We start from the raw sequence: 23910 nt of genomic DNA, 5'->3' as shown, positions 1-23910 counted from the left end.
AGGCCATGCCAACACCGGCGATCAAGATTTGCGGTATCTCCACAAGCGACGCGCTCGACGCCGCGATCCGTGCGCACGCGGAATACGCCGGCTTCGTGTTCTTCGAAAAGAGCCCGCGCCATGTGACGAGCGCACAGGCCGCCGCTCTCTCGCAGCGCGCGCAGGGGCGTATCGCGCGCGTCGGGCTTTTCGTCGATGCCGACGACGCGACCATCGGCGAGGCACTGGCCGCAGCCCAACTCGACGTGCTCCAGCTTCATGGCTCCGAAACGCCCGAGCGCTGCGCGCAGCTGCGTGCGCGCCACGGCGTGGAGGTGTGGAAGGCGCTTCCGGTCGCCACGGCCGAGGACGCGGCAAGGGCGCATGGCTATGCCCAGGCCATCGACCGCGTGCTGTTCGATGCCAAGACGCCCAAGGGAACGTTGCCGGGCGGGATGGGCCTGAAATTCGACTGGCGGCTGGTGGCCAACTGGAAGGGCCCTGTCGCCTGGGGGCTTGCCGGAGGGCTGACCCCCGACAACGCCGCCGAGGCCCTTGCACGCACCGGCGCGCCGCTCCTCGACACCTCCTCGGGCGTCGAGAGCGCGCCGGGCGTCAAGGACGCCGACAGGATCGCGGCGTTCTGCCGGGCCGCGCGCGCCTGATCGCTCAGAACATGATGCCGAGCCCGGCGATGAGGATCTCCTTGTCGCCTTCGTGCTCGGTTGCGAGGTGCTTGTATTCGCCCTTGAGGTAGAGCCGCTCACCGATCTCCTGCTCCCAGCCGCCGCTGAAGCCCCAGGCCGCCTCGCAATGGGGGCAGTCCTTGGACTGGTAGTTGAGCCCGACGAAGGCCTTGCCCCGCTCGGTCACTTCCAGCCCGGCGCGCACGCCGATGCCCAGCGCCACGTGGCGCTCCTTGACCATCTCCTTGTCGAGGCTGGCCTCGAGCCCGACGAAGATGGTCTCGGTGAGGTCCCAGTCATAGCCCGCCGCGAGGCCGAAGATCGCCGCGTCTTCCTCAGGCCCGAAACTGATGCCGCCGATAGCTTCGGCATAGGCCTCGTCGGCATGCGCCGGACTGGCAAGGCCCGCCACTGCCAGAGCCAGAAGCCCTCCCCATGCCCTGCCCCGCATCGCCTCTTCCTTTCCCGTCAGGGCAAGGTGCACAAGCGTGCGCCGGGCCCGAGTGAAAGGAGAGGCTATCATCCTGAAGAGCGCCGCGAACTCAGGTGTTTCCCGCGCAAATCAAGGGGCAGATGCGGAAGAGCACGCACGAAAAAGGGCGCCCCGCAATCCTGCGAAGCGCCCCTTTCGTGCCCGGGTTGCGACCCTCAGGCTATGGATGTGGCGATCAGAACTTCACGCCAACGCCGACCAGACCCACGTCTGCGTCGGGGGTGTTGTCACCGATCAGCATGTGCTTGTACTCGGCCTTCGCGTAGAAGTTCTTGTTGAGCGACTGCTGCACGCCGCCGCCCAGGTTGACCGAGCTGTTGCAGAAGCGGCAGGGCTTCGACTGCCATGCGGCCGAACCGTAGATCTTGGTGCCTTCGAACAGCTTCACACCGGCGCGGCCACCGGCGCCCCATGCGACGCGGGTGTGGTCGGTCAGGATCTTGTCGGCCGAACCTTCGACGCCGATGAAGACGTTCTTGGTGAGGTCGTAGTCGTAGCCGGCAGCGACGCCAGCGACAGCTTCGTCACCGCTGCCGTTCCAGATGATGCCGGTGCGGCCTTCAACGCGGATCTCGTCCGCCATGGCGGGCGTGGCGACGGCAGCAACCGCAGCAGCGGCGAGCGAAACAAGTGCAATACGCATAAAAACAGACTCCAGTTGTACCCCCGACCCTCGGCGGGGGGTGTCCCTCTTGCGGGGCAGGAGCGCCGCTGCGCCTTCCAACCTGTCGGCCAGATGAACGAAATATTCCTTTCTGTCCTCAAGACGTCACAATTCTGCGGCATCGAGACACATTATTGCATTGAATGTGCCGGCAATTGCACTCCTTGCAATTGAAAACACAGCGGTCCTCCCCAGCACGCGATCCCGCTGGACAGGTCCGCGCGGCTCTGCCAATCCGCCCTCACTATGACTGACCAAACGCCTGTGAACCGCCCCGCGAGCCCTCTGGCAGCCGACCAGGTGAACTCGTGGCGCGCCCTGCCCGACGCCTCCGGCCACTTCGGCCAGTTCGGCGGTCGCTACGTCGCCGAAACGCTCATGCCGCTCATTCTCGATCTCGAGAAGGAGTACCGCAAGGCGCAGGACGATCCCGCATTCTGGTCGGAATTCGATTCGCTGATGAAGGACTTCGTCGGCCGCCCCAGCCCGCTCTACTACGCACCGCGCATGACCGAGCACTGGCGCGCGAAGGCGCCCGCTGGAAAGGGCCCGAAGATCTACTTCAAGCGCGAGGAGCTGAACCACACCGGCGCGCACAAGATCAACAACTGCATCGGCCAGATCCTGCTTGCGATGCGCATGGGCAAGACGAAGATCATTGCCGAGACGGGCGCGGGCCAGCACGGTGTCGCGACCGCGACCGTGGCGGCGCGCTTTGGCCTGCCTTGCACGATCTTCATGGGCGCGACCGACGTCGAGCGCCAGAAGCCCAACGTCTTCCGCATGAAGCTGCTGGGCGCCGAAGTCGTCCCCGTGACAAGCGGCGCGATGACGCTGAAGGACGCGATGAACGATGCGCTGCGCCACTGGGTCGCGAACGTGCATGACACCTTCTACATTATCGGCACCGCCGCCGGTCCGCACCCCTATCCCGAGCTCGTGCGCGACTTCCAGTCGATCATCGGCAAGGAAACGCGCGAGCAGATGCTGGAGAAGGAAGGCCGCCTGCCCGACCGTCTCGTGGCGGCCGTGGGTGGGGGCTCGAACGCGATCGGCCTGTTCCATCCCTTCCTCGACGATCCGGACGTCCAGATGACCGGCATCGAGGCGGGCGGCCACGGCGTCGATACCGACAAGCACGCCGCTTCGCTGACGGGCGGCAAGCCCGGCATCCTGCACGGCAACAAGACCTACCTGCTCCAGGACGAGGACGGGCAGATCACCGAGGCGCACTCGATCTCGGCCGGTCTCGATTATCCCGGCCTTGGCCCCGAGCATTCCTGGCTGCACGAATCGGGCCGGGTCGACTACGTGCCGATCACCGATGGCGAGGCGCTCGAAGCCTTCCAGCTGTGCTGCGCGCTCGAGGGGATCATCCCCGCGCTCGAAAGCGCCCACGCGCTCGCTGCCCTGCCCCAGCTCACAGCCGAAATGGACGAGGACCAGCTTCTCGTCGTCAATGTCTCGGGCCGCGGCGACAAGGACATCTTCACGGTGGCCGAGGCGCTGGACGTCGAGCTGTGACCAAGGGCTGGCAGCGGCCTCTGGTCGACGCCCTGATCCTGTGGATGGCGGTCTTTCCCGCCATCTTCGTCTTCGCCGAACTGGTCCAGCGCCGCTCGATCGACCTCTCGTCCTCGCGCTACTACTGGGCCTTCGCCTTCAGGGGCACCTGGCTGAACATCGGCATCAGCCTGGGCTATCTCGGCATTTTCGTATTCCTGACTGCCGGTATCCTTCGCATGACCCGAAAGAGCCTGTTTACCTGATGACCCGCTTCGAAAACGCCTTCGCCAAGGGCCCGGCCCTCGTCACCTTCATCACCGGGGGCGATGGGGACACCGCCGCCAACCTCGACGCGCTCGTTGCGGGCGGCGCCGACGTGATCGAGCTGGGCATGCCCTTCACCGATCCCATGGCCGATGGCGATGCCATCCAGCAGGCCAACATCCGCGCGCTCGGCAAGGGCACGAAGACCAAGGACATCTTCGAGCTCGCCACCGGCTTCCGCCAGCGCCACCCGGACGTGCCGCTGGTGCTGATGGGCTACGCCAACCCGATGATCGCGCGCGGGCCAGACTGGTTTGCCGCCGAATGCGCCAAGGCCGGTGTCGACGGTGTGATCTGCGTCGACATTCCGCCCGAAGAGGACGCCGAGCTCGGCCCGGCGCTGCGCGCTGCGGGGATCTCGCTGATCCGCCTGGCCACCCCCACCACCGACGCCGCGCGGCTTCCCGCCGTTCTCGAAGGCTCCTCGGGCTTCCTCTACTACGTCTCGGTTGCCGGGATCACCGGCACGCAGACCGCGGCCCAGACCTCGATCGAGGACGCCGTGGCGAGGCTCAAGGCCGCCAGCGACATTCCCGTCGCGGTTGGCTTCGGTGTGCGTACGCCCGAACAGGCAAGCGCCATCGCCAAGGTCGCGGACGGTGTTGTCGTGGGCTCGGCCTTCGTCGATCTCGTCAAGGAGCATGGCGACAAGGCCGCCGGGCCTTTGCGCGAACTCACCTCGGCGCTGGCCGAGGCCGTCCACTCCGCGCGCTGAGCGCCCTGAAGGCACGCCCGAACAGCCATGTCCCGCCCCAACGACTTCGCGGTCTCGGAAGCCCCGGCCGTCCAGACCCAGCTTGACCGTCTTGCCGCGCTGTCGGTCCCGCAGGGCCGCCTCGGGCTCGACGTCATCAAGGACCTGTGCGCGCATCTCGGCCATCCCGAGCGCGCGCTCCCGCCGGTCTTCCACGTCGCGGGAACCAACGGCAAGGGATCGACCTGCGCGTTCCTGCGCGCCGCGCTCGAAGCGGCGGGCAAGACCGTCCACGTCTTCACCAGCCCGCACCTGGTGCGCTTCAACGAGCGCATCCGCGTCGCGGGCACACTGATCTCGGACGAGCTGCTCGCCGAATTGCTCGCCGAAGTGTTCGACGTGGCCGAGACCCACGGCATCGGTGCCAGCTTCTTCGAGATTTCGACAGCGGCCGCCTTCCTGGCATTCTCGCGCATTCCTGCGGACGCCTGCATCTTCGAGGTGGGCCTGGGCGGGCGGCTCGATGCCACCAATGTCATTCCCGATCCCCTCGTCTGCGGCATCGCGGCGCTGGGCATCGACCACGAGCAGTTCCTGCTTTCGCCGAGCGAAGGCACCCCGGACGATCCTTTCGCGCGCATTGCCTTCGAGAAGGCGGGCATTGCCAAGGCGGGCGCCGCGCTCGTCACCCTGAGCTACGGCCCGGGCATGAACGAGACCGTGGAGGCCCAGGCCGAACGCGCCGGGACATACGTCGTGCGCGCAGGCTCGGACTGGTCGACCGCGCCCGAACCGGACGGCTTCTCCTACCAGGACCACAAGGGCCTGCTGCACCTGCCGCGCCCGCGCCTCTCCGGTCCGCACCAGACGATCAATGCAGGCCTTGCCGTTGCCATGCTGCGCCACCAGGACGCGATTGCCATCCCCGACGCCGCGCTCGCTGCGGCGATGGACTGGGCGCGCTGGCCTGCGCGCCTGCAACGGCTTGAGGCGGGTCCGCTGACTGCGCTGCTGCCCGAGGGCACCCCGTGCTGGCTCGATGGCGGGCACAACCCCGATGCGGGCAACGCGCTTGCCCAGCATTTCCGCGAGCCGCGCCCGTACGTCCACCTCGTCATCGGCATGCTCGCGAACAAGGACCCCTACGCGCTGATCCGTCCGCTCGCCGCTCAGCTCGCCAGCGTAACCGTGGTTCCGGTTCCCGGCCACGAGTGGCACGGTGCGGAGGATTTCGACTACGCCCTCTCCCCCGAGGCAACGAGCGCTGCAGGCGTGCGTGCCGCCCTTGAAGGGCTCGACGTGAAGGAAGGCGAGGTCGTCCTTATCGGCGGCTCGCTCTACCTTGCAGGCACCGTGCTGGCGGCGAACCACCAGCTTCCCGACTGAGCGGCTGGGAGGGCCAGCGCGCTCAGTCGCGCGCGTCGCCCTCGCCCACTTCGCCGGCCGTGCCCATGGCATCGTCGACAAGGCCGGTCGCCATCATCACCGCGAAGATCGCGATGCCCGGCAGGGCTGCCACGGTGGTCGCCAGATAGAAGTTCACATAGCCCATCGCCTCGATCAGCGCGCCCGCCGTGGTTCCGGTGAGAAAGCGCCCGACGACGCTCGCCCCAGCCGAGATCAGCGCGTACTGGGCCGCCGTGAAGCGCAGGTCGCAGAGCGCCGAGAAGTAGGCCACCACGACCACACCGCCATAGCCGCTCGCAAAGTTCTCGAAGCCGATGGCAAGCGCCATGCCCACGTTCGAGTGACCCGCAGCGGCCAGCATCGCGAAGCTGAGGTTGGAGACCGCCATCAGCACCAGCGCAATCAGCACCGAGCGCTTGAGGCCCATGCGCGCATAGATCACGCCGCCCACGAACACACCGACGATGAGCGCCCAGAACCCGATCCCCACGTCGTAGAGCGCGATCTCGTCGTTGGAGAAGCCAAGGTCATCGAACAGCAGGCGAAAGGTCAGGTTCGCCAGCGTATCGCCGATCTTGTGAACGAGGATGAAGGCCAGGACGAGGAAAGCCCCCTTGCGCTGGAAGAACTCGGCGAAGGGGCCCGCGATCGAGGCCCAGATCTCGCCCATGCCCTTCTTGTCGCGCACGACCTTGTGACGCTCGGGCTCGCCCACGATAAGCGCGGTCAGCATCGCGGGCAGCGCGAAGACCGCGCAGACCGCATAGGCCAGGTGCCAGTCCGAACGCGCCGCGACGACCAGCGCGAGCGAGGCGGCGAGCCCCGAACCGATGCGCCAGCCATACTGGCTCATCCCCGAGCCGGTTCCCAGCTGGTAAGGCTTCAGGGTCTCGATGCGGTAGGCGTCGATCACGATGTCGAACGTCGCACCCGCCAGCCCCATCAGGACGGCCGCCAGCGCGGTCCCGGCGATGTCCTTGCCGGGATCGACCAGCGCCAGGTTGAGGTTGGCGGCCATGACGAGCAGCCCCACCACCAGCATCCAGGAGACCCGCTGCCCCAGGCGTCCGATCACGGGCAGCGAAACTCCGTCGATCACCCAGGCCCACAGCGGCTTGAGGTTGTAGACGAAGAAGGCCAGCGCAAAGGTCGTGATCGTCGATTTCTCGATCCCGTCCTGCGCCAGGCGCGTGGTCAGCGTCGCCGCCAGAAGCGCGAAGGGATAGCCCGAGGACACCCCCAGCATGAAGGCCGCGACGGACTCCTTTTCCATGTAGGGCCGGACCGAATTCCATAGGCCGCGTCGTTGGTTAGTCGTCTGCGCGGTCACACTCGATCCTTTTCGTCATGATCATGCGCGCAACTTAACGACGCGCCGCGTGAAGGGAAGGCTGGATGAAGGCGCGATCAACAGGTATGGGGCGGCGGATGTCCAAACCACCTCGCAAATCCGGCGGCTCCTCCTACGGATCCGATTCGCGCGGATCCGATTCGCGCCGCTCCGAAGGGCGTGGCCCTGCTCGCGGCCCTTCGCGTGGCCCCCGTTCGGGTGGCCGCTCCTCCGACGAGCCCCGCCGCGACGGCCCCTTCAACGAACGCAAGGGCGGCGCCGGTTCGCGCCCGCGCAGCTTCGGCAAGCCCAGGCCTGCCGGTCCCACGCCCAAGGACCCGAACATGCCCGCGCGCGAAGGCGATCGCATCGCCAAGCTGCTGGCCCGCGCCGGGGTTGCGAGCCGCCGTGAGGCCGAGCGCATGATCGCCGAAGGCCGCGTGAAGCTGAACGATGAGCTGGTCGAGACCCCCTCGACCGTGCTGACCTCGCTCGCGGGCGTCACCGTCGATGGCAATCCGGTCAAGGAAGCGGACGCCACGCGCCTGTTCGCCTTCCACAAGCCCGCAGGCCTCATCACCGCCGAGCGCGACCCGGCCGGTCGCCCCACCATCTACGCCGCGCTGCGCAACGCCCTGCCCAAGGATGCGGGCCGCGTGATGCCGGTGGGCCGCCTCGACTTCAACACCGAAGGCCTGCTGCTGCTCACCAACGATGGCGAGTTCAAGCGCGCGCTGGAACTGCCCTCGACCGGCGTTCCGCGCACCTACCGCGCCCGCGCCTTCGGCGACATCACGCAGGAACAGCTCGAAAGCCTCATCGAGGGCGTCGAGATCGACGGCGTGCGTTACGGCAAGATCGACGCCAACATGGAGCGCGGCGCCGGGCGCAACCGCTGGATCGAGATGACGCTCACCGAGGGCAAGAACCGCGAAGTGCGCCGCGTGCTCGAACACTTCGGCCTCAAGGTCAGCCGCCTGATCCGCATCGGTTACGGCCCCTTCGCGCTCGACGAGCTGCCCAAGGGCGCCGCCGTCGAGATCGACGCGAAAGTGCTCGACCGCTTCCGCCGCGAGATCGACCGCGCCAAGGGCTGAGGGAGCACACGACATGAAGGGACCGGCCACCCGGACCGGCCTGCGCATCGTCGCGGGCGAATGGCGCGGGCGCAAGCTCGCCACTCCTGAGGGCGACACCACCCGCCCCACCGCCGACCGCACGCGCGAGACGCTGTTCTCGATGCTGGCGAGCCGGCTTGGCACCTTCGAGGGGCTCAAGGTGGCCGACCTTTTCGCGGGCTCGGGCGCGCTTGGCCTCGAAGCGCTCTCGCGCGGGGCGGCGCATTGCCTCTTCGTTGACCAGGATGCCGCCGCGATCCGCGCGATCCGACGCAACATCGCCAACCTCAAGGCGCAGGACCGCAGCGACGTCCGCCCGGTCTCCGCGCTCGCGCTGGGAACGGCGAAAGAGGCTCTCGATCTCGTCCTGCTCGACCCGCCCTACGACACCGGCGCGGGCGCGGTCGCGGCCGACAAGCTGGCGCGGCTGGGCTGGATCAATGAAGCGACCTGGGTCTCGATCGAGACCGCCCGGGACGAGAGCATTTCCGTGCGCGGCTTCGAGGTCGAGGCGACCCGCGATGTCGGCAAGGCCCGCCTCCACATCTTGCGCAAGGTCTGAGGAACAAGCCGCAAAGCACTTTCTTGAAACGAAAAAGGGCGCCGGAAGAACCGGCGCCCTTTTTGCTGGAACTGTCCTGATGAAATCAGGATGCGGGCATCTCCTGCCCCTTGTCCTCGGGATAATGGTCGAGCGGGCGGTTGCCGAAGTTGAGCCCGGCCTCGCGCGGATTGATACAGCCATCAGTGGCCTCACCGCGGCACACGTCGTAGACCTTGCCCTCGACCCGAACCTTCGCAGCCACCCCGCGCGCGTCCTTCTCGACGACCTCAGGAGATGCCGATGCGCTCTGCGCCTGAGCGCAAAGGGGCAGTACGGCCGCCGCAGCGGCGCAAGCAATAAGACTTTTCTTCATAATCTTACTCCCATTTCTTAAAGCCCCTTACACGCAGCCCGCAGCCGCCTTCCCGCGCTGGCGGACCGCCGTACATCCCGGGGCCGATCACTCCATTTCGACGCATTGGCCGGGGGAATTGTTCCGGGACGGCGACGAAGCGACCTTGCACCGGGTTAATCCGTTCCCTAGTTGTTCACGTGTGACCGAGAGCCATTCCCCCCTGCCCGCCGCGCCCGCCCATCCAGCAGGCGCCGACGCGTCCAATCCCCTCATCGCCGGACTGAACGAGCCCCAGCGCGAAGCCGTCCTGACGACGGAGGGACCGGTCCTGATGCTGGCGGGCGCCGGCACGGGCAAGACCTCAGCCCTCACCCGGCGCCTCGCCTATCTCGTCCAGAGCCGCCTCGCCTGGCCGAGCGAGATCCTGTGCGTCACCTTCACCAACAAGGCCGCGCGCGAGATGCGCGAACGCGTCGGCCAGCTGGTTGGGCCCGCGGTCGAAGGGATGCCCTGGCTCGGCACGTTCCACGCCATCGCGGCCAAGATGCTGCGCCGCCATGCCGAACTGGTGGGCCTGGAATCGAACTACACGATCATCGACACCGACGATCAGCTGCGCCTCCTCAAGCAGCTCATCCAGGCGGAGGGGATCGACGAGAAGCGCTGGCCCGCCAAGCAACTGGCCGGGTGTATCGACCGCTGGAAGAACCGTGGCCTCAACCCGCGCGATCTCGACGCGCGCGAGAACGAGGCCTACGCCGAGGGCAAGGGCCAGCATTTCTATCATATGTACCAGGAGCGCCTGAAAGCGGTGAACGCCTGCGACTTCGGCGACCTCCTGCTCCACATGCTCAACATCCTGCGCGAGCATCGCGACGTCCTCGAACAGTACCAGCAGCGCTTCAAGTACGTCATGGTGGACGAATACCAGGACACCAACCAGGTCCAGTACCTGTGGCTGCGCCTGATCGCCCAGCACCGCCGCAACATCTGCGTGGTGGGCGATGACGACCAGTCGATCTATTCCTGGCGCGGCGCCGAAGTCGCCAATATCCTGCGCTTTGAAAAGGACTTTCCGGGCGCCAAGGTGATCCGGCTCGAACAGAACTACCGCTCCACGCCGCAGATCCTGGCCGCCGCCTCGGGCCTCATCGACGAGAACACGCAGCGCCTCGGCAAGACGCTCTGGACCGAGCGCCATGGCGGCGACAAGCTGCACGTCGTCGGCGTCTGGGACGCGCCGGAGGAAGCGCGCCGGGTGGGCGACGAGATCGAGCGCCTCGAACGCGAAGGCGCCCCGCTCGACCAGATCGCGATCCTCGTGCGCGCGCAATACCAGACCCGCGAGTTCGAGGACCGCTTCATCTCGATCGGGATGAAGTACCGCATCGTTGGGGGTTTCCGCTTCTACGAACGCGCGGAAATCCGCGATGCCCTCGCCTATCTGCGCGTCATTGCCCAGCCTGCCGACGACCTCGCGTTTGAGCGCATCTACAACACGCCCAAGCGGGGGCTCGGGGCCAAGGCGCTGGAAAAGCTGCACCTGCTGGCACGCCGCCGAGGCATCCCGCTCGCCAAGGCCGCGCTTGAAATCTGCGACACCGACGAACTGCCCGCCCGCGCACGCAACACACTGCTTTCGCTGATGCGCGATTTCGCGCGCTGGCGCGACATGGCCAGGGAAGAAGGGCCCGCCGACCTCATCCGCACCGCCCTCGACGAGAGTGGCTACACCGACGCACTCCAGGCCGAACGCACGCCCGAGGCTAGCGGACGCCTCGAAAACCTCGTCGAACTCGCCCGCGCCATGGAAGAGTACGACAGCCTCGGCGACTTCCTCGAACACGTCAGCCTTGTCATGGACAATGACGCGCGCGACGATGAGGAGAAGGTCACGATCATGACCATGCACGCGGCCAAGGGCCTGGAATTCGACAACGTGTTCCTGCCCGGCTGGGAGGACGGCGTGTTCCCCTCGCAGCGCTCGCTCGACGAAGGCGGGCTGGCCAGCCTCGAGGAAGAGCGCCGCCTCGCCTACGTCGCGATCACCCGTGCGCGCCGCAAGTGCACCATCCTTCATGCGGCGAACCGGCGCATCTACGGCCAGTGGACCAGTTCGATCCCCTCGCGCTTCATCGCCGAGCTGCCCGAGGACCAGATCGAGAGCGAGACCACGCTGTCAGGCGGCGCCTCGCTCTGGCGCGCGCAATGGTCCGAGCACGCCGATCCCTTCGCCGACGTCGCCCGCATGCAACCGGGCCGTACCGTTACGCGCGGGCCGGGCTGGCAGCGCGCCGCCCAGCGCGAATTCGACACCGCCCCCAAGCGGGTCAAGGAGAGCACCCGCAGCGCGGCGAGCTTCGCCTCCAAGCCCCGCACCGACATCGAGGTGGGCGCGCGCGTCTTCCACGAGAAGTTCGGCTACGGCACCGTCGCGTCGCAGGAAGGCAACAAGCTGGAGATCGAGTTCGAGAAGTCAGGCTCCAAGCGGGTCCTCGACAGTTTCGTAAAACCCGCCTGAAACACTTTGAGAAAAGGCCGAAAAGGTTTTCCCTTCCGGCCCCTTTTCTATCCGATCGTCACATGTCCGCGGCGTCGATCTCGGCCTGCCAGGGGTCCTCGCGGAAGTGGACCTTGCCGTCGGTTGCGAAGTCCATGATCTGGCCGTTCGCCTCGGCATAGGGCTTCCACGCCGGCAGGCCCCAGCCGGTGGACGGCGCGCCGGTCTTGGCGAAATTGACCAGATAGCTGCTCATCGCATCACCCATCGCGTTGTCGCGCACGCTTGTCTCCTCCCCATACTTCGCACTCTGCGTATCGAAGAAGAAGGGGATGTCGGTCGCGTGCTGGGCTCCGGGCGCGGCCACCGAATCGGCGACATAGGAGAAGCGGTACTCGTAGACCGGCACGCCCTGATCGCCGATGACCTTGGCCAGCTTGCGCGCACCCGCGACCATCTGCCCCTCGACCCCGCCGATGTCGGCGGCCGTCGCGCCGATCATCACCGGGACATGCGCGAAGTCGCCGCTCTCGAAATTGCTACGCTGGGGCGCGGCGGTGACACCATCGACGACGGGCAGCGTGTAGGTGACAGGGCCTTCCTGCGGCGCAAAAAGCGCCATGAGGTTGAGGCCATCGACCACGTCCTCGCCCGAGAGCGCGCGCAGCTTTTCCAGAGCGGCGGGGCCCGTGCCGGTGATCCCCTTCTTCTTCGCAAAGGCCACGCCAGCCTCGTGCGCGGTCTCCATGCTCGACTTGGTAAAGCCCTTGCCGTTGCCACCCGACATGACCACCGCCTTGTCGAACAGGCCCTTGGCCGCGGGAAGCGTCAACAGGTTGTCGACCGAGTTTCCGCCCGCACTCTCGCCCGCAATCGTCACGTTGTCCGGGTCACCGCCGAAGGCCGCAATGTTGCGCTTCACCCATTCGAGCGCGGCGATCTGGTCCATGTAGCCGTAGTTGACCAGCTTGCCGTCATCGGGATCGGCCTTGGTCAGCGCGGGATGCGCGAAGAAGCCGAAGCGCCCGATGCGGTAATTGAAGCTGAAGACAAGCACGCCCTTCTTCGCGAGTTCCGCCCCCGAATAGGTCGCGGGCGAAGCCCCGCCATTGATGAAGCCACCACCATAGATCCACACCAGGACGGGCAGCTTGCCCTCGGCCTTCTCCGGGCGCCAGACATTGGCGTAAAGGCAGTCCTCCGCAGGCGGCGTGCCGAGCGGCGCGGCATCGCCGCCAAAGGGCTTCTGCATGCAGTCCGAGGCATAACTCGTCGCCTGGCGCACACCCGACCAGGCCTTGGCGGGCTGCGGCGCGCGCCAGCGCAGATCCCCCGTCGGCGGGGCCGCGAAGGGAATGCCCTTCCAGCTCAGGACCCCGTCCTGTGCCACACCGGCCAGAGTACCTGTCTCGACCTTGGCCGTGGGAGCACTCCCCTGCGCGCTGGCCGCAACGCTCAGCCCCGCAAGCACGAGAGCGGACATAACCATCGGAATTTTCATCAGTAACCCTTCCATTCGAACGCACGTCGACGCGTCCGTTCGTTGCAATCGCACCTGCCAGAGTGGAGTTCCCGTGCCAGGAGGCAAGCGCAAAAAGGCGCGCTGTCCATGGACCGGCTTGCAAGCCCGCCACCATCTGCGCATCCTGCGCAGCACATGTCCGGAGGGGAGGACCGCCATGAACACCACGACCGCGACCACGCCGTCGCTCGACCGCCGCCGCCTGCTGGGCACCTCACTGCTGCTGCCCGCGCTCGGCGCGCTGAGCTTTCCCGCGCGCGCGCTTGCCGCCGACACGCCGCAAGGCGCAATCCTGCGCCAGCTTGAGGCGGGCCGCGAGGCGGACATCGCCCGACTGCGCGAATGGATCGCACTGCCCTCGATCGCGGCGGAGAACCGCAACATGCCCGACGGCGCGCAGATGATGGCGCGCCTTGCCCGCGAGGCCGGGGTCGAGAACGTCGAAGTCGTGCCGACCGATGGATTTCCGGGCGTCTTCGGGGTCATGGACAACGGCGCCGAGACAACGCTTGGGCTCTACTTCATGTACGATGTGAAGCAGTTCGACCCGGCTGAGTGGTCCTCACCTCCGCTTGAGGGACATATCATCGCCAAGCCGGGCTGGGGCCAGGCGCTGGTCGGACGCGGGGCGATCAACCAGAAGGGCCCACAGGCAACGCTGCTCGCCGGGCTGCACGCGATGCGCCGGGCCGGGATCAGGCCGCCTGTAAATCTCGTCCTCGTCGCAGAAGGGGAGGAGGAAATCGGCTCGCCCCACTTCAAGCAGCTCGCCACCCATCCCAAGGTGCTTCCCGCGCTGAAGAAGTGCGCCGGGATCTTCATTCCCGCCTGCTGGCAGGGGCCCGATGGCGAAGTCTCGATCAACCTGGGTGCCAAGGGCGTGGTCGAACTCGAACTCATTGCAAGCGGCGAAGCCTGGGGCCGTGGTCCGGTCGGCGACATCCATTCCAGCAACAAGGCCAGCGTCGATTCGCCGGTCTGGCGCCTCGTTCAGGCGCTCCAGACGCTGGTGACGCCTGACGGGAATACCGCCGTCATCGACGGCTGGTTCGAGAACGTGCGCCCGCTCACCGCCCGCGAGAAGGAGCTGATCGCCCTGTCGGCGGCGAACACCGACGAGGCCAAGGTCAAGGCGATGATGGGGGTCACCCACTGGATTGATGACCTGCCCTTCGAGGCGGCCATCGCCCGCCAGGCGAGCCAGCCCACGGTCAACATCGAGGGGCTTGTCGCGGGGTACACCGGGCCCGGAGGCAAGACGATCCTGCCCGGGCGCGCGGCCGCCAAGCTGGACCTGCGCCTGGTCCCCAACCAGACCCGGGCCGAGGCCGAACGCAAGTTGCGCGCGCACCTCGACGCCCATGGTTTTCCCGATGTCGAGATGAAGGTGACCGGAGGCTACGATCCCACCGAAGTCGCTGAAAACGCCCGCCTGATCCGCGCCCAGAAAGAAGCCTATGCGGCGATGGGCGTGAAGGCGAACCTGTTCCCGCGCCTTGCTGGATCCTGGCCGGGCGCCGTCTTCACCGCGCCTCCGGTTTCCATTCCGGCAACACAGTTCGGCATCGGCCATGGCAGCGGCGCACATGCGCCTGACGAATATTTCGTGATCGATTCGACCAACCCCAAGGTCGCCGGGATGTCCCGTGCGAGCCTGGGCTTCGTCGAACTCATGTACCAGCTGGCACGCACCACCTGAGGCGCGCGCCAGTCGGACGCTCGTTTCAGGAAATGGCGGAAACCGCGAGGAAGTCCGGGATCGGACCGTTCCAGTCGCCCGCCGCTTCGAGCGCGGGCGCGGCTACCGGAGGCTCGGCCCGGCGACGCGGCACGCGGCCCTTGGGAGCGGGAGCCTCAGTCTCGACCGTCTCCTCGACCACGGGGGCCGGAGCGGGCTTGGCCGCCGCCTTGGGAGCGGGCTTCGCCTTGGCCGGAGCCGCAGCGGTCCTGGTGGACGTCTTCGAGCGGCTGGCGCGCTTGCGCGGCGCGGGCGCGGCTTCCGCCTTTTCGCCAGCGGGAGCGGCTTCTGCGCTGTCCGCAACCTCGCCGAACAGCGGGATCACCCCACCGGTCAGCTTCTCGACGTTCTCCACGGCCTCGGCATCGTCCGGGGTCACGAGGGTGAAGGCCCGGCCCGAAGCGCCGCCACGGCCGGTGCGGCCAATGCGGTGGACGTAATCGTCCGGATGCCAGGGCGTGTCGTAGTTGAAGACGTGGCTCACGCCCTTCACGTCGAGGCCGCGTGCGGCGACGTCGGAGGCGACGAGAATGTTGATCTCACCCGACTTGAAGCAGTCGAGCTCGGCGATGCGCGAGGACTGGTCCATGTCGCCATGGATCTCGCCAGCAGCAAAACCGTTCTGCTTCAGGTTCTTGGCCAGTTCACGCACGGTCGTCTTGCGGTTGCAGAAGATGATCGCGGTCGACACGTTGTCGGTGCGCAGGATCTCGCGCAGCGTCTCGCGCTTCTTGCGCGCGGTGACCGGCACCTTGAACTGGGCGATGTTGGTGTTGGTCGAGGCCGGACGGGCGACTTCGATGTACTTGGGATTCTCGAGGAAGCGATCGGCCAGCTTCTTGATGACCGGCGGCATCGTTGCCGAGAACAGCAGCGTCTGGCGGTTGGTCGGCAGCTTCGAGCAGATCGTCTCGATGTCGGGGATGAAGCCCATGTCGAGCATGCGGTCGGCTTCGTCGATGACCAGCAGTTCGCAACCCGTAAGCAGGATCTTGCCCCGCTCGAACAGGTCCATCAGGCGGCCCGGCGTCGCGATCAGGACGTCCACGCCTTCCTGCAGCGCCTTGACCTGTTCGCCCATCTGGACGCCGCCGATCAGCAGCGCCATGCGCAGGTCGTGGTTCTTGCCGTACTTGACGAAGTTGTCCGCCACCTGCGCGGCGAGTTCGCGCGTCGGCTCCAGGATCAGCGAACGCGGCATCAGCGCACGGCGGCGGCCATGCGCGAGCACGTCGATCATCGGGAGAACGAAACTGGCGGTCTTGCCGGTGCCGGTCTGCGCAATCCCGATGAGGTCCTTCATCATGAGGACCGGCGGGATCGCCTGCGCCTGAATCGGGGTCGGTTCGCTGTAGCCCGCGGCTTCCACCGCTTGCAGCAATTCGTCAGACAGGCCGAGGTCGGCAAAGCTCATATACGCTCAGTTTTCCGGATAAGGGATGCGGGACAACGTGTGTTCTTGGCAATGCACCGGCCGCTTGGGACCCGCGCATCACGATTGCGGGCCCCTAGTCCGATTGGTGCACAAAAGTCAAGGAAATCCGCAGAACTCGCGGACGAATGGCCGTCAGTCCCGAATCCGGACAAGTTCGCGCATGCGGGTCAGACTGCATTTGGTGCCACTGCGCGATTGCAGCTTGTCGCGCTTGACGCAGACCTTTCCGTCTTCGTTGCCCGCAAGATAGAAGCCGGAATAGAAATCCATGGCACGGCACGAATGGTCGAGCTCCGCGCTCACCACGCGCCGGTCACGCATGAAGAAGATCAGGCGGTTGCCGCGTTCGGGCTGAACCCCCGCGATTCCCGCAGCGGCAACGCACTTGCTCATGGGCCGCTCTTCGTAGCGCGGCGCGCCCGGCCCGCCAGGCATGGCAATGCCGCGCATGTCGGGGGGAAGCGGCGCCCGGCCACGTGGCGATATGCGGATCGTCATGCGCCGCTCGATGCGCACCTGCCAGGCCGGCTCCGGCTGCACGCGGCGCATCTCCTCTTCGCGATAGGCAAGAGCCTCCGGCGCATCGTCCGGAACAACCGTTTCGGGCCAGAGCTGCGCACGCGTGGTCTCATGCCCCCACGCCCCACTGTCCCGCGGCTGCAAGGCCGAGGACGCCGGCGCCAGAAACGCCAGCGGTATCAGCAGGACGGATGTGAAACTCATTGCAGACCCATTTCCCCGACGCACGGTGATGCCGCAAGCCGACCCCTAGCGCAACAGCTTGAACGCCTGCTGAACCTTGCGCCCGCGAACCGCGCGCTCCTGCAAGAAGGGATGAAAGTGCCAGGGGGCTGTGCCATAGACCCGCGCAGATGAGCACCTTCGACACCTTCCTCGCCGAGGCCGACGCCCTGCTTGGCCCGCGCGGCCTGACCCGCGATGCAGACCTGACCGCGCCCTGGACGACCGACTGGCGCGGCCGCTTTCACGGCGCCTGCCTTGCCCTCGCCTCGCCGGCTGACACAGCCCAGCTGAGCGCGCTCGTGAAGCTGTGCGCAGCGCATCGCGTGGCGCTCGTCCCCCAGGGCGGCAACAGCGGCATGTCGGGGGGCGCCACCCCCTCCCCCGATGGGAAACAGCTCCTCGTCTCGCTGCGCCGGATGAACACGATGGGCGCTATCGACGTCGCCGAGCAACGGGTTACCTGCGGAGCGGGTGTCGTGCTCCAGAGCCTGCACGAAGCCGCCGAGGCACTAGGCTTGCGCTTTCCCCTGACACTGGGCGGCAAGGGCTCGGCCACCGTAGGCGGGCTCATCTCGACCAACGCCGGCGGCACGCAAGTGCTGCGCCATGGCTCGATGCGCGCCATGGTGCTGGGGATCGAGGCGGTGCTGGCCAGCGGCGAGGTCTATTCGGCGCTGACGCCGCTGCGCAAGGACAACCGCGGTTTCGACCTCAAGCAGCTATTCATCGGCGCGGAAGGCACGCTGGGTATCGTCACGGCGGCAACACTGCAGCTTGCGCCCGCCATCGGTGAGCGGGTGGTGATCTGGGCGGCGGCTCCCTCGCTGGGTGCCGCGCGCCAACTTCTCCATCGCTGCGAGGAGACGCTCCCGGGTGCGGTCGAGGGTTTTGAGGTGCTGCCCCAGCCCTGCCTCGACCACGTGCTCGAATACCTTCCCGAGGCCCGCGCGCCATTGGCCACGCGCGCGCCCTGGCATGTGCTCATCGAAGCGGTCGCGGCGCGCGATGCGCCCGCAGGATCGGATACGGACTTGCGCGACCAGTGCGAAGCCGCGCTGGCGTGCGCGCTCGAGGACGGGGTGGTCCTTGATGCCACGATCGCGGCCAGCGAGGCCCAGGCCGAGGCGTTCTGGACCTTGCGCGAATCCGTCTCGCCCGCCGAGCGGGCCCAGGGGCCCGCCGTCCAGCACGACATCTCGGTGCCCGTGGCGGACATGCCCCGCTTCATCGAAACGGTCAGCCCCCAGCTCGAAGCCGAATGGCCCGGCACACGCGCGGTCGCCTTCGGGCACCTGGGCGATGGCAATGTCCACTTCCACATGATTGCCCCCCAAGGCGTCGATCCCGCCACCTGGTATGCGGGTGAGGCCAAGGCCATCAGCGCGCGCGTCCATGATCTGGTCACGCAGTGGCACGGTTCGATTTCGGCCGAGCACGGGATCGGCCAGCTCAAGCGCGACGAACTGGCCCGGCTGGCCGACCCGGTGGCACTCGGGCTGCTGCGCGCAGTCAAGTCCGCGCTCGATCCGCAAGGTCTCCTCAACCCGGGTAAGTTGATGAACTGAGTAGAAGTCCCCTAGTGGCGGGAACCCTCGGCTTGCACGGCCGCAATCAAGCCACTAAAGCCACGCGCTGATCTTTTTTGAAACCTCGATCGCGGAGAGTATTGCAATGGCCACTGCGCCACAGAATCCATCCCTTCCCTTGTTCTACAAGGATCTGGTGCCGCTCAATTCGCAGCAGCACGCAAGCTGGAAGACGCGTTCGACCGACAAGGCGACCTGGCTGGCCGGGGTAAACTCGATTCCCCTGACCGTCGAAGAGTTCCCGCAGGCGCAGCGCCACTTCCCGATCATCTTCACCGGCTCCGACCAGCCGATCCCGCTCGCGCTGATGGGCATGAACGAGGGCGTCAACGTCTTCGTCGAGGACGACGGCACGGTTCCCAACCCGGTCTACATCCCCGCTTACGCGCGTCGCTACCCCTTCATGCTCGCGCGCCTGCGTCCGGACAGCGAAGAGCTTTCGCTTTGCGTGGACCCCAGCAGCGACCTGATCGGCGAGATCGAGGAAGGCGAGGCCCTGTTCGCCGACGGCCAACCGACCGACACCACCAAGAACATGCTCAAGTTCTGCGAGAACTTCGAGATGGCGGGTTCGAAGACCGGCAACTTCATGGCCGAGCTCAAGAAGCACGACCTGCTCATGGACGGTGAGCTCAACATCGACATCGGCGGCGGCCAGCCCTTCAACTACCGCGGCTTCAAGATGGTCGACGAGAACAAGCTGCGCGAAGTGCGTGGCGACATCCTGCGCCAGTGGAACCAGAATGGCCTCCTCGCGCTGATCTACGCCCACCTCTTCTCGCTCGACCTGGTGCGCGACATCTTCGGCCGCCAGATGCAGCAGGGCAAGGGCCCGCAGGCCCCCGCGCAGGCTCCCGCCGCGAACGCCTGACCGGGGCGCCCTGACCCGGCACGCCGGATCCCAGGCACCCCTCTAGGGCCTCGCGCCCGACCGGAAATACCCGCGGCCCGGGTGGACGACGCAGACGCGAAGTCCGCCCGGGCCGCTGCTTTTGAAGGTTACCGAACCCTTCATGACAAAAATGTCACAATTGGATTTGATAATCCGACCACGTGATTTTTTAACTGGACATGATGCGCAATTTTTGCGTGGAAGAATCGCTTGAACTCGGCACAAGGTTCGCTATGTTGGAGCCAGCCTGATCGGCGCTACCCTCATGGCCCGATCGGCTGGTGCACTCGATGTGCACCTCCTCCCTGAACCTTGGCCACCTCGCGCGTCGCGCGGGGTGGTTTTTTTAGGTCTGCCTGCGCGAGGCGCCAGACCTCGTTTGGCTACTGCGCGGCGAGCGGCCAATCCTCGCCGCCCTCCTCAGCCCCGCGCGGGCGCGCCAGCTCCATGACCGCCGCAGCCTGGACCCGCACCAGGCCTGCAAGCTGCTCCACCAGAACGTCCACGCCCGCGCTCGGCGTGCGCATCTGCGCATCGAGATAGCACGTCCGGTCAATCTCGACCTGGAGCGCGTGAATGCCGCGACGGGGCGCAGCATGACGGTCGAGGACATAGCCACCGGCATAGGGCCGATTATGCGCTGCAGCGCGCCCGCAACGGGCAAAATGGGCAAAGGTCGCGGCGATGACCGCGCCATGGCAACTCGCCCCGAAGCGATCCCCGATCACGATCTCGGCGCTGGTCTGGCCGGGCCGGGCCTGGAGCGGCGGCATCGAATGCAGATCGACCAGCAGCGCCACGCCCCAGCGCGCGCGAATTTCCGCCAGACGCTGCGCGAGCGCGGCGTGGTAGGGCGCATGGACCTGCGCGATCCGGGCCTCGACTTCCTCGCGGCGCAGCGAACGGCGCCACAATTCACCAATACCGGGCAGACGCCGGGGAATGAGACCAAGACCACTGCGCGCCCGCGGCGAAAGCACTCCACGCGATGCGCCCGCTACCCTTTCGCCGGGCATGCGTTCGACCATGCCCCAGTCGACATCCTCGGGCGCGCGGTTGAGATCGATCATCGCCCGCGGCGCGTGGGCCAGGAGCAAGTCGACGCCGGTTGCCTCGGCCACGCCGCGCGCAAGAATATCGACGAAGCGATCCTCCAGCCGCACACTGGCCTGCCCCGCTTCGCGCAGGTCCCCCAGCAGCGCCTCGGGATAGGCCCTGCCCGCGTGCGGCACGGCCAAGAGGATCGGCATCTCCCCCGCACCGCCGCCGTGGAGCGTGTAGGCAGGCTGGCGCCCGGCATGCCCCGGCACATTGCCTCCCGAAAGCGCGAGGGACGGCGCATCCGGGCCGGAGGGCGAATCTGGTGAATGGGGGACAGGCGACATGCGGCGAACGCTGCCCCGTTCCCGCGCCCCTGTCAAAGCCCCGTCGCACGGCCTGCAGGACAGGCCCTCCCCCGACAGGGCCCGAGGTCCATTCCGGGCAAGAAATTTAACCCCAACCGCGCTATGGCGAGTCGCCCAGAGCATTTTTTCCGCTTGATGGATTCACCTGATGATTCCGAATATGCGGGAAGCCATAATCTGGAGCGGTTGGTCCGATTACATCGGATCGGGAGGCCGCTTCACAAGACACCGCCTCGCGGTCGCACACGAACACCAGGTTGGAATAAAACAAGAGATGATCCGCATCCTCCTAGCCGAAGACGATCAGGCCATGCGCACCTACCTTGCACGCGCGCTGGAAAATGCCGGGTACGACGTCGTCGCGGTCGACCGAGGCACGCAAGCGCTGCCCCACCTCGAAAGCGACAGCTTCGACCTGCTCCTCTCAGACATCGTCATGCCCGAGATGGACGGCATCGAGTTGGCCCAGCGCTGCGCCAAGATCGCGCCCGCCACCAAGGTCATGTTCATTACCGGTTTTGCCGCCGTATCGCTGCGCGCGAGCCGCGAGGCGCCCCAGGCCAAGGTCCTCTCCAAGCCCTTCCACCTGCGCGATATCGTCTTGGAAGTGCAGCGAATGTTCGGTTTGAGCGAGCACGCGCAGATCTGATTACATTTTTCTGAAAAAAGCCCTTGCCAAGAATCGGAAGCCCCTTTAGAGGGCCTCTCCACCGAGGGGGACAACTTCTCGGAACGCTCGAATGGAATGGGCGTATAGCTCAGTGGTAGAGCACTATGTTGACATCGTAGGGGTCGCAAGTTCAATCCTTGCTACGCCCACCATTCCGCAAGACCCCGCCGGCTGAAAAGCCAGGCGGGGTTTTTGTTTGGGGCTTTGCGCGCTCTTCCCCGCTCACCACACTCCGGCATCGACGAGCATGGCCGCAAGGTCCTCGGGCCAGACCTGTTCGTCCAGCCGCTCCAGTTCGGCACGAGGACACCAGCGGTGCCCGGCTATGGCGCCCTGCTCCAGCGCGGTGCGATGGAGCGCCGACAGCGCCGCACCGTCGTGGCGCACCAGGAAGTAGCGCTCTTCGCTTTGCACCGGCTCGCCCGTGGGCATGACGAAGCGCACCGTGCGCCGCGCCACCTCGCGCCCGGGATCGGGCATCGCAAGGCCGGTCTCCTCGAACAGTTCGCGCATGGCCGCCTGCGCGAAGTCCTCGCCCGGCTCGAGCCCGCCCCCCGGCGTCGCCCAGAAATCGCCTCCGCGCAAAGCGCCCTCACGAAAGACGAAGCGCAGCAGCAAAACGCGCAACTGCGCGTCGAGTACAAGCAAGCGGGCGGCACGGCGGATTCGCATGGTGCGCGCAGCGATGCCTGAAGAGCCGCACCCGCGCAATCGCGCGCCGCGCCCGCCTTCCCGCCACTTCGCCGCCCCGCATCCCGGCGCTATCGATGCAGACCCGGTCGCCGTAGCCGTTCACCATGCCTTTGCGCAGATCAGATAATGCAAATCATTATCTCAAGCTTGCAAGGGGCTCCGGGACGCCCGGACAGACCCGCCTTGCTATACGGGCGCTCTCTGCCTAAGAGACGGCCCAATTCTCACCCACCTTCACCCCAGGGGAGCTTTTCTCGAATGGCAAAAATCAAGGTAGTTAACCCCATCGTCGAAATGGACGGCGATGAGATGACCAAGATCATCTGGGAGTGGATCCGCGAACGCCTGATCCTTCCCTACCTCGACATCGATCTGAAGTACTACGATCTCTCGGTCACCAAGCGTGACGAGACCGACGACCAGATCACCGTCGACGCCGCCAACGCCACCAAGGAATACGGTGTCGCCGTCAAGTGCGCCACGATCACCCCGGACGAAGCCCGCGTCGAGGAATTCAGCCTCAAGAAGATGTGGCGTTCGCCCAACGGCACGATCCGCAACATCCTGGGCGGCGTTGTCTTCCGCGAGCCGATCGTCATCAGCAACGTGCCCCGCCTGGTTCCGGGCTGGACCGACCCCATCGTGGTCGGCCGTCACGCCTTCGGTGACCAGTACCGCGCCACCGACACGCTGATCCCGGGCCCGGGCAAGCTGCGCCTCGTGTTCGAAGGCGAAGACGGCCAGGTCATCGACAAGGAAGTGTTTGACTTCCCGGCTCCGGGCGTCGCCATGGCGATGTACAACCTCGACGAGTCGATCCGCGACTTCGCGCGCGCCTCGTTCAACTACGGCCTCAACCTCAAGTGGCCGGTGTTCCTGTCGACCAAGAACACGATCATGAAGGCCTACGACGGCCGCTTCAAGGATCTGTTCCAGGAAGTGTTCGACACCGAAGGCTTCGCCGAGAAGTTCAAGGAAGCCGGCATCACCTACGAGCACCGCCTGATCGACGACATGGTCGCCTCGGCGCTCAAGTGGTCGGGCAAGTTCGTCTGGGCCTGCAAGAACTACGACGGCGACGTGCAGTCGGACACGGTTGCGCAGGGCTTCGGCTCGCTGGGTCTCATGACCTCGGTTCTCATGGCGCCCGACGGCAAGACCGTTGAAGCCGAAGCTGCCCACGGCACCGTGACCCGTCACTACCGCCAGCACCAGCAGGGCAAGGCCACTTCGACCAACCCGATCGCGTCGATCTTCGCCTGGACCCGTGGCCTTTCCTACCGCGGCAAGTTCGACAACACCCCGGACGTCGTCGCTTTCGCCGAGACCCTCGAGCGCGTCTGCATCGAGACTGTCGAGAGCGGCAAGATGACCAAGGACCTCGCGCTCCTGATCGGTCCGGATCAGAGCTGGATGACCACCGAGCAGTTCTTCGAGGCGATCGTCGAGAACCTCGAGAAGGAAATGAAGGCCCAGGGCCTCGGCTAAGCCGAAACCCGGCTTCCTTCATCGGAACCGACACGCGGGGCGGGCTGGACATCCAGCCCGCCCCGTTTGCGTTGGGACGAGGCACATAGGCGGCCAATACGTTCACTATGGATCATAGTGGCTGCCCGAAATCTTA

General features: G+C 66.4%; 22 protein-coding genes and 1 tRNA gene. 14 read left to right on the top strand and 9 right to left on the bottom strand.

Features of this window, described 5'->3' with window-relative positions:
* Window positions 1–5: 5 nt before the first annotated feature.
* The gene (locus HT578_RS21300) at window positions 6–644 is read left to right on the top strand and encodes a phosphoribosylanthranilate isomerase (RefSeq protein ID WP_213501366.1); all 639 of its coding nucleotides are present in this window, start codon (window positions 6–8) and stop codon (window positions 642–644) included.
* A gap of 4 nt (window positions 645–648) precedes the next feature.
* On the opposite strand, the gene HT578_RS21295 is transcribed toward HT578_RS21300, so the two are convergent.
* Both HT578_RS21295 and HT578_RS21290 read right to left on the bottom strand, forming a co-directional pair.
* A complete protein-coding gene (locus tag HT578_RS21295) occupies window positions 649–1116 on the bottom strand; it encodes a hypothetical protein (RefSeq protein WP_213501365.1) in 468 nt (155 codons plus the stop codon).
* A gap of 217 nt (window positions 1117–1333) precedes the next feature.
* Window positions 1334–1801: an outer membrane protein gene (locus HT578_RS21290; protein ID WP_213501364.1), complete on the bottom strand. Its 468-nt coding sequence runs from the start codon at window positions 1799–1801 to the stop codon at window positions 1334–1336.
* A 267-nt stretch (window positions 1802–2068) separates the two neighbouring features.
* Between HT578_RS21290 and trpB the strand changes: the two genes are divergently transcribed.
* From trpB to HT578_RS21270, 4 genes are read left to right on the top strand one after another with little or no spacing between them, the layout of a single operon-like run.
* Window positions 2069–3346 carry a tryptophan synthase subunit beta gene (gene trpB / locus HT578_RS21285; protein WP_052322581.1) on the top strand — a complete coding sequence of 426 codons (1278 nt, stop codon included), beginning with the start codon at window positions 2069–2071 and terminating at the stop codon, window positions 3344–3346.
* Window positions 3343–3591 (top strand): hypothetical protein, encoded by a 249-nt coding sequence (locus HT578_RS21280; RefSeq protein WP_039394344.1) that lies wholly within the window; start codon window positions 3343–3345, stop codon window positions 3589–3591. The genes trpB and HT578_RS21280 overlap by 4 nt, the downstream gene beginning before the upstream one ends.
* On the top strand, window positions 3591–4367 hold the full coding sequence (gene trpA / locus HT578_RS21275) for a tryptophan synthase subunit alpha (protein ID WP_213501363.1): 777 nt from the start codon (window positions 3591–3593) through the stop codon (window positions 4365–4367). The genes HT578_RS21280 and trpA overlap by 1 nt, the downstream gene beginning before the upstream one ends.
* Window positions 4368–4394: 27 nt before the next feature.
* Window positions 4395–5732, top strand: coding sequence for a bifunctional folylpolyglutamate synthase/dihydrofolate synthase (locus HT578_RS21270; RefSeq protein ID WP_213501362.1), 1338 nt, complete (start codon window positions 4395–4397; stop codon window positions 5730–5732).
* A gap of 22 nt (window positions 5733–5754) precedes the next feature.
* Here HT578_RS21270 and HT578_RS21265 read toward each other — a convergent pair whose 3' ends face one another.
* A complete protein-coding gene (locus tag HT578_RS21265; RefSeq protein ID WP_213501361.1) occupies window positions 5755–7026 on the bottom strand; it encodes an AmpG family muropeptide MFS transporter in 1272 nt (423 codons plus the stop codon).
* 155 nt (window positions 7027–7181) lie between these two features.
* Here HT578_RS21265 and HT578_RS21260 point away from each other — a divergent pair, with 155 nt between their 5' ends.
* Entirely contained in the window at window positions 7182–8180 is a 999-nt protein-coding gene (locus tag HT578_RS21260; protein ID WP_422394361.1) for a pseudouridine synthase, read from the top strand.
* 13 nt (window positions 8181–8193) lie between these two features.
* Entirely contained in the window at window positions 8194–8763 is a 570-nt protein-coding gene (gene rsmD / locus HT578_RS21255) for a 16S rRNA (guanine(966)-N(2))-methyltransferase RsmD (RefSeq protein WP_213501360.1), read from the top strand.
* An 85-nt stretch (window positions 8764–8848) separates the two neighbouring features.
* Here rsmD and HT578_RS21250 read toward each other — a convergent pair whose 3' ends face one another.
* The gene (locus tag HT578_RS21250; protein WP_213501359.1) at window positions 8849–9007 is read right to left on the bottom strand and encodes a hypothetical protein; all 159 of its coding nucleotides are present in this window, start codon (window positions 9005–9007) and stop codon (window positions 8849–8851) included.
* 313 nt (window positions 9008–9320) lie between these two features.
* Here HT578_RS21250 and HT578_RS21245 point away from each other — a divergent pair, with 313 nt between their 5' ends.
* A complete protein-coding gene (locus tag HT578_RS21245; RefSeq protein WP_213504548.1) occupies window positions 9321–11621 on the top strand; it encodes an ATP-dependent helicase in 2301 nt (766 codons plus the stop codon).
* 58 nt (window positions 11622–11679) lie between these two features.
* Here HT578_RS21245 and HT578_RS21240 read toward each other — a convergent pair whose 3' ends face one another.
* Window positions 11680–13101, bottom strand: coding sequence for a carboxylesterase/lipase family protein (locus HT578_RS21240; RefSeq protein ID WP_213501358.1), 1422 nt, complete (start codon window positions 13099–13101; stop codon window positions 11680–11682).
* Window positions 13102–13279: 178 nt separating this feature from the next.
* Between HT578_RS21240 and HT578_RS21235 the strand changes: the two genes are divergently transcribed.
* Window positions 13280–14821, top strand: a complete 1542-nt coding sequence (locus HT578_RS21235) for a M20/M25/M40 family metallo-hydrolase (protein ID WP_213501357.1) — start codon at window positions 13280–13282, stop codon at window positions 14819–14821.
* 25 nt (window positions 14822–14846) lie between these two features.
* On the opposite strand, the gene HT578_RS21230 is transcribed toward HT578_RS21235, so the two are convergent.
* Entirely contained in the window at window positions 14847–16274 is a 1428-nt protein-coding gene (locus tag HT578_RS21230; RefSeq protein WP_213501356.1) for a DEAD/DEAH box helicase, read from the bottom strand.
* A gap of 153 nt (window positions 16275–16427) precedes the next feature.
* A complete protein-coding gene (locus HT578_RS21225; RefSeq protein WP_213501355.1) occupies window positions 16428–17018 on the bottom strand; it encodes a hypothetical protein in 591 nt (196 codons plus the stop codon).
* Window positions 17019–17167: 149 nt separating this feature from the next.
* Between HT578_RS21225 and HT578_RS21220 the strand changes: the two genes are divergently transcribed.
* Window positions 17168–18604: an FAD-binding oxidoreductase gene (locus tag HT578_RS21220; protein WP_213501354.1), complete on the top strand. Its 1437-nt coding sequence runs from the start codon at window positions 17168–17170 to the stop codon at window positions 18602–18604.
* 106 nt (window positions 18605–18710) lie between these two features.
* Window positions 18711–19496 carry a SapC family protein gene (locus HT578_RS21215; protein ID WP_213501353.1) on the top strand — a complete coding sequence of 262 codons (786 nt, stop codon included), beginning with the start codon at window positions 18711–18713 and terminating at the stop codon, window positions 19494–19496.
* Between the two features lie 404 nt (window positions 19497–19900).
* On the opposite strand, the gene HT578_RS21210 is transcribed toward HT578_RS21215, so the two are convergent.
* Window positions 19901–20827 (bottom strand): N-formylglutamate amidohydrolase, encoded by a 927-nt coding sequence (locus HT578_RS21210; RefSeq protein ID WP_239026402.1) that lies wholly within the window; start codon window positions 20825–20827, stop codon window positions 19901–19903.
* Between the two features lie 370 nt (window positions 20828–21197).
* Here HT578_RS21210 and cpdR point away from each other — a divergent pair, with 370 nt between their 5' ends.
* Both cpdR and HT578_RS21200 read left to right on the top strand, forming a co-directional pair.
* Entirely contained in the window at window positions 21198–21572 is a 375-nt protein-coding gene (gene cpdR / locus HT578_RS21205) for a cell cycle two-component system response regulator CpdR (protein WP_039394380.1), read from the top strand.
* 98 nt (window positions 21573–21670) lie between these two features.
* A tRNA-Val gene (locus HT578_RS21200) sits at window positions 21671–21745 on the top strand.
* A gap of 70 nt (window positions 21746–21815) precedes the next feature.
* Here HT578_RS21200 and HT578_RS21195 read toward each other — a convergent pair.
* A complete protein-coding gene (locus tag HT578_RS21195) occupies window positions 21816–22265 on the bottom strand; it encodes an NUDIX hydrolase (protein ID WP_213501351.1) in 450 nt (149 codons plus the stop codon).
* 279 nt (window positions 22266–22544) lie between these two features.
* Here HT578_RS21195 and HT578_RS21190 point away from each other — a divergent pair, with 279 nt between their 5' ends.
* Complete coding sequence (locus tag HT578_RS21190; RefSeq protein WP_213501350.1) at window positions 22545–23774, top strand: NADP-dependent isocitrate dehydrogenase; 1230 nt, start codon at window positions 22545–22547, stop codon at window positions 23772–23774.
* Window positions 23775–23910: the final 136 nt, after the last annotated feature.

This window comes from Novosphingobium decolorationis (assembly GCF_018417475.1).
GTDB lineage: Bacteria > Pseudomonadota > Alphaproteobacteria > Sphingomonadales > Sphingomonadaceae > Novosphingobium > Novosphingobium decolorationis.
Note: the sequence above shows the minus strand (reverse complement) of the source record. Positions and strands in the feature narration are given on the sequence as shown.

Coding starts and splice junctions, on each gene's coding strand:
- HT578_RS21260 (WP_422394361.1), top strand. CDS start 7,182: ATGTCCAAACCACCTCGCAAATCCGGCGGCTCCTCCTACGGATCCGAT.
- HT578_RS21235 (WP_213501357.1), top strand. CDS start 13,280: ATGAACACCACGACCGCGACCACGCCGTCGCTCGACCGCCGCCGCCTG.
- HT578_RS21300 (WP_213501366.1), top strand. CDS start 6: ATGCCAACACCGGCGATCAAGATTTGCGGTATCTCCACAAGCGACGCG.
- HT578_RS21195 (WP_213501351.1), bottom strand. CDS start 22,265: ATGCGAATCCGCCGTGCCGCCCGCTTGCTTGTACTCGACGCGCAGTTG.
- HT578_RS21190 (WP_213501350.1), top strand. CDS start 22,545: ATGGCAAAAATCAAGGTAGTTAACCCCATCGTCGAAATGGACGGCGAT.
- HT578_RS21220 (WP_213501354.1), top strand. CDS start 17,168: ATGAGCACCTTCGACACCTTCCTCGCCGAGGCCGACGCCCTGCTTGGC.
- HT578_RS21265 (WP_213501361.1), bottom strand. CDS start 7,026: ATGGAAAAGGAGTCCGTCGCGGCCTTCATGCTGGGGGTGTCCTCGGGC.
- HT578_RS21215 (WP_213501353.1), top strand. CDS start 18,711: ATGGCCACTGCGCCACAGAATCCATCCCTTCCCTTGTTCTACAAGGAT.
- rsmD (WP_213501360.1), top strand. CDS start 8,194: ATGAAGGGACCGGCCACCCGGACCGGCCTGCGCATCGTCGCGGGCGAA.
- HT578_RS21290 (WP_213501364.1), bottom strand. CDS start 1,801: ATGCGTATTGCACTTGTTTCGCTCGCCGCTGCTGCGGTTGCTGCCGTC.
- trpA (WP_213501363.1), top strand. CDS start 3,591: ATGACCCGCTTCGAAAACGCCTTCGCCAAGGGCCCGGCCCTCGTCACC.
- cpdR (WP_039394380.1), top strand. CDS start 21,198: ATGATCCGCATCCTCCTAGCCGAAGACGATCAGGCCATGCGCACCTAC.
- HT578_RS21230 (WP_213501356.1), bottom strand. CDS start 16,274: ATGAGCTTTGCCGACCTCGGCCTGTCTGACGAATTGCTGCAAGCGGTG.
- trpB (WP_052322581.1), top strand. CDS start 2,069: ATGACTGACCAAACGCCTGTGAACCGCCCCGCGAGCCCTCTGGCAGCC.
- HT578_RS21270 (WP_213501362.1), top strand. CDS start 4,395: ATGTCCCGCCCCAACGACTTCGCGGTCTCGGAAGCCCCGGCCGTCCAG.
- HT578_RS21295 (WP_213501365.1), bottom strand. CDS start 1,116: ATGCGGGGCAGGGCATGGGGAGGGCTTCTGGCTCTGGCAGTGGCGGGC.
- HT578_RS21225 (WP_213501355.1), bottom strand. CDS start 17,018: ATGAGTTTCACATCCGTCCTGCTGATACCGCTGGCGTTTCTGGCGCCG.
- HT578_RS21240 (WP_213501358.1), bottom strand. CDS start 13,101: ATGAAAATTCCGATGGTTATGTCCGCTCTCGTGCTTGCGGGGCTGAGC.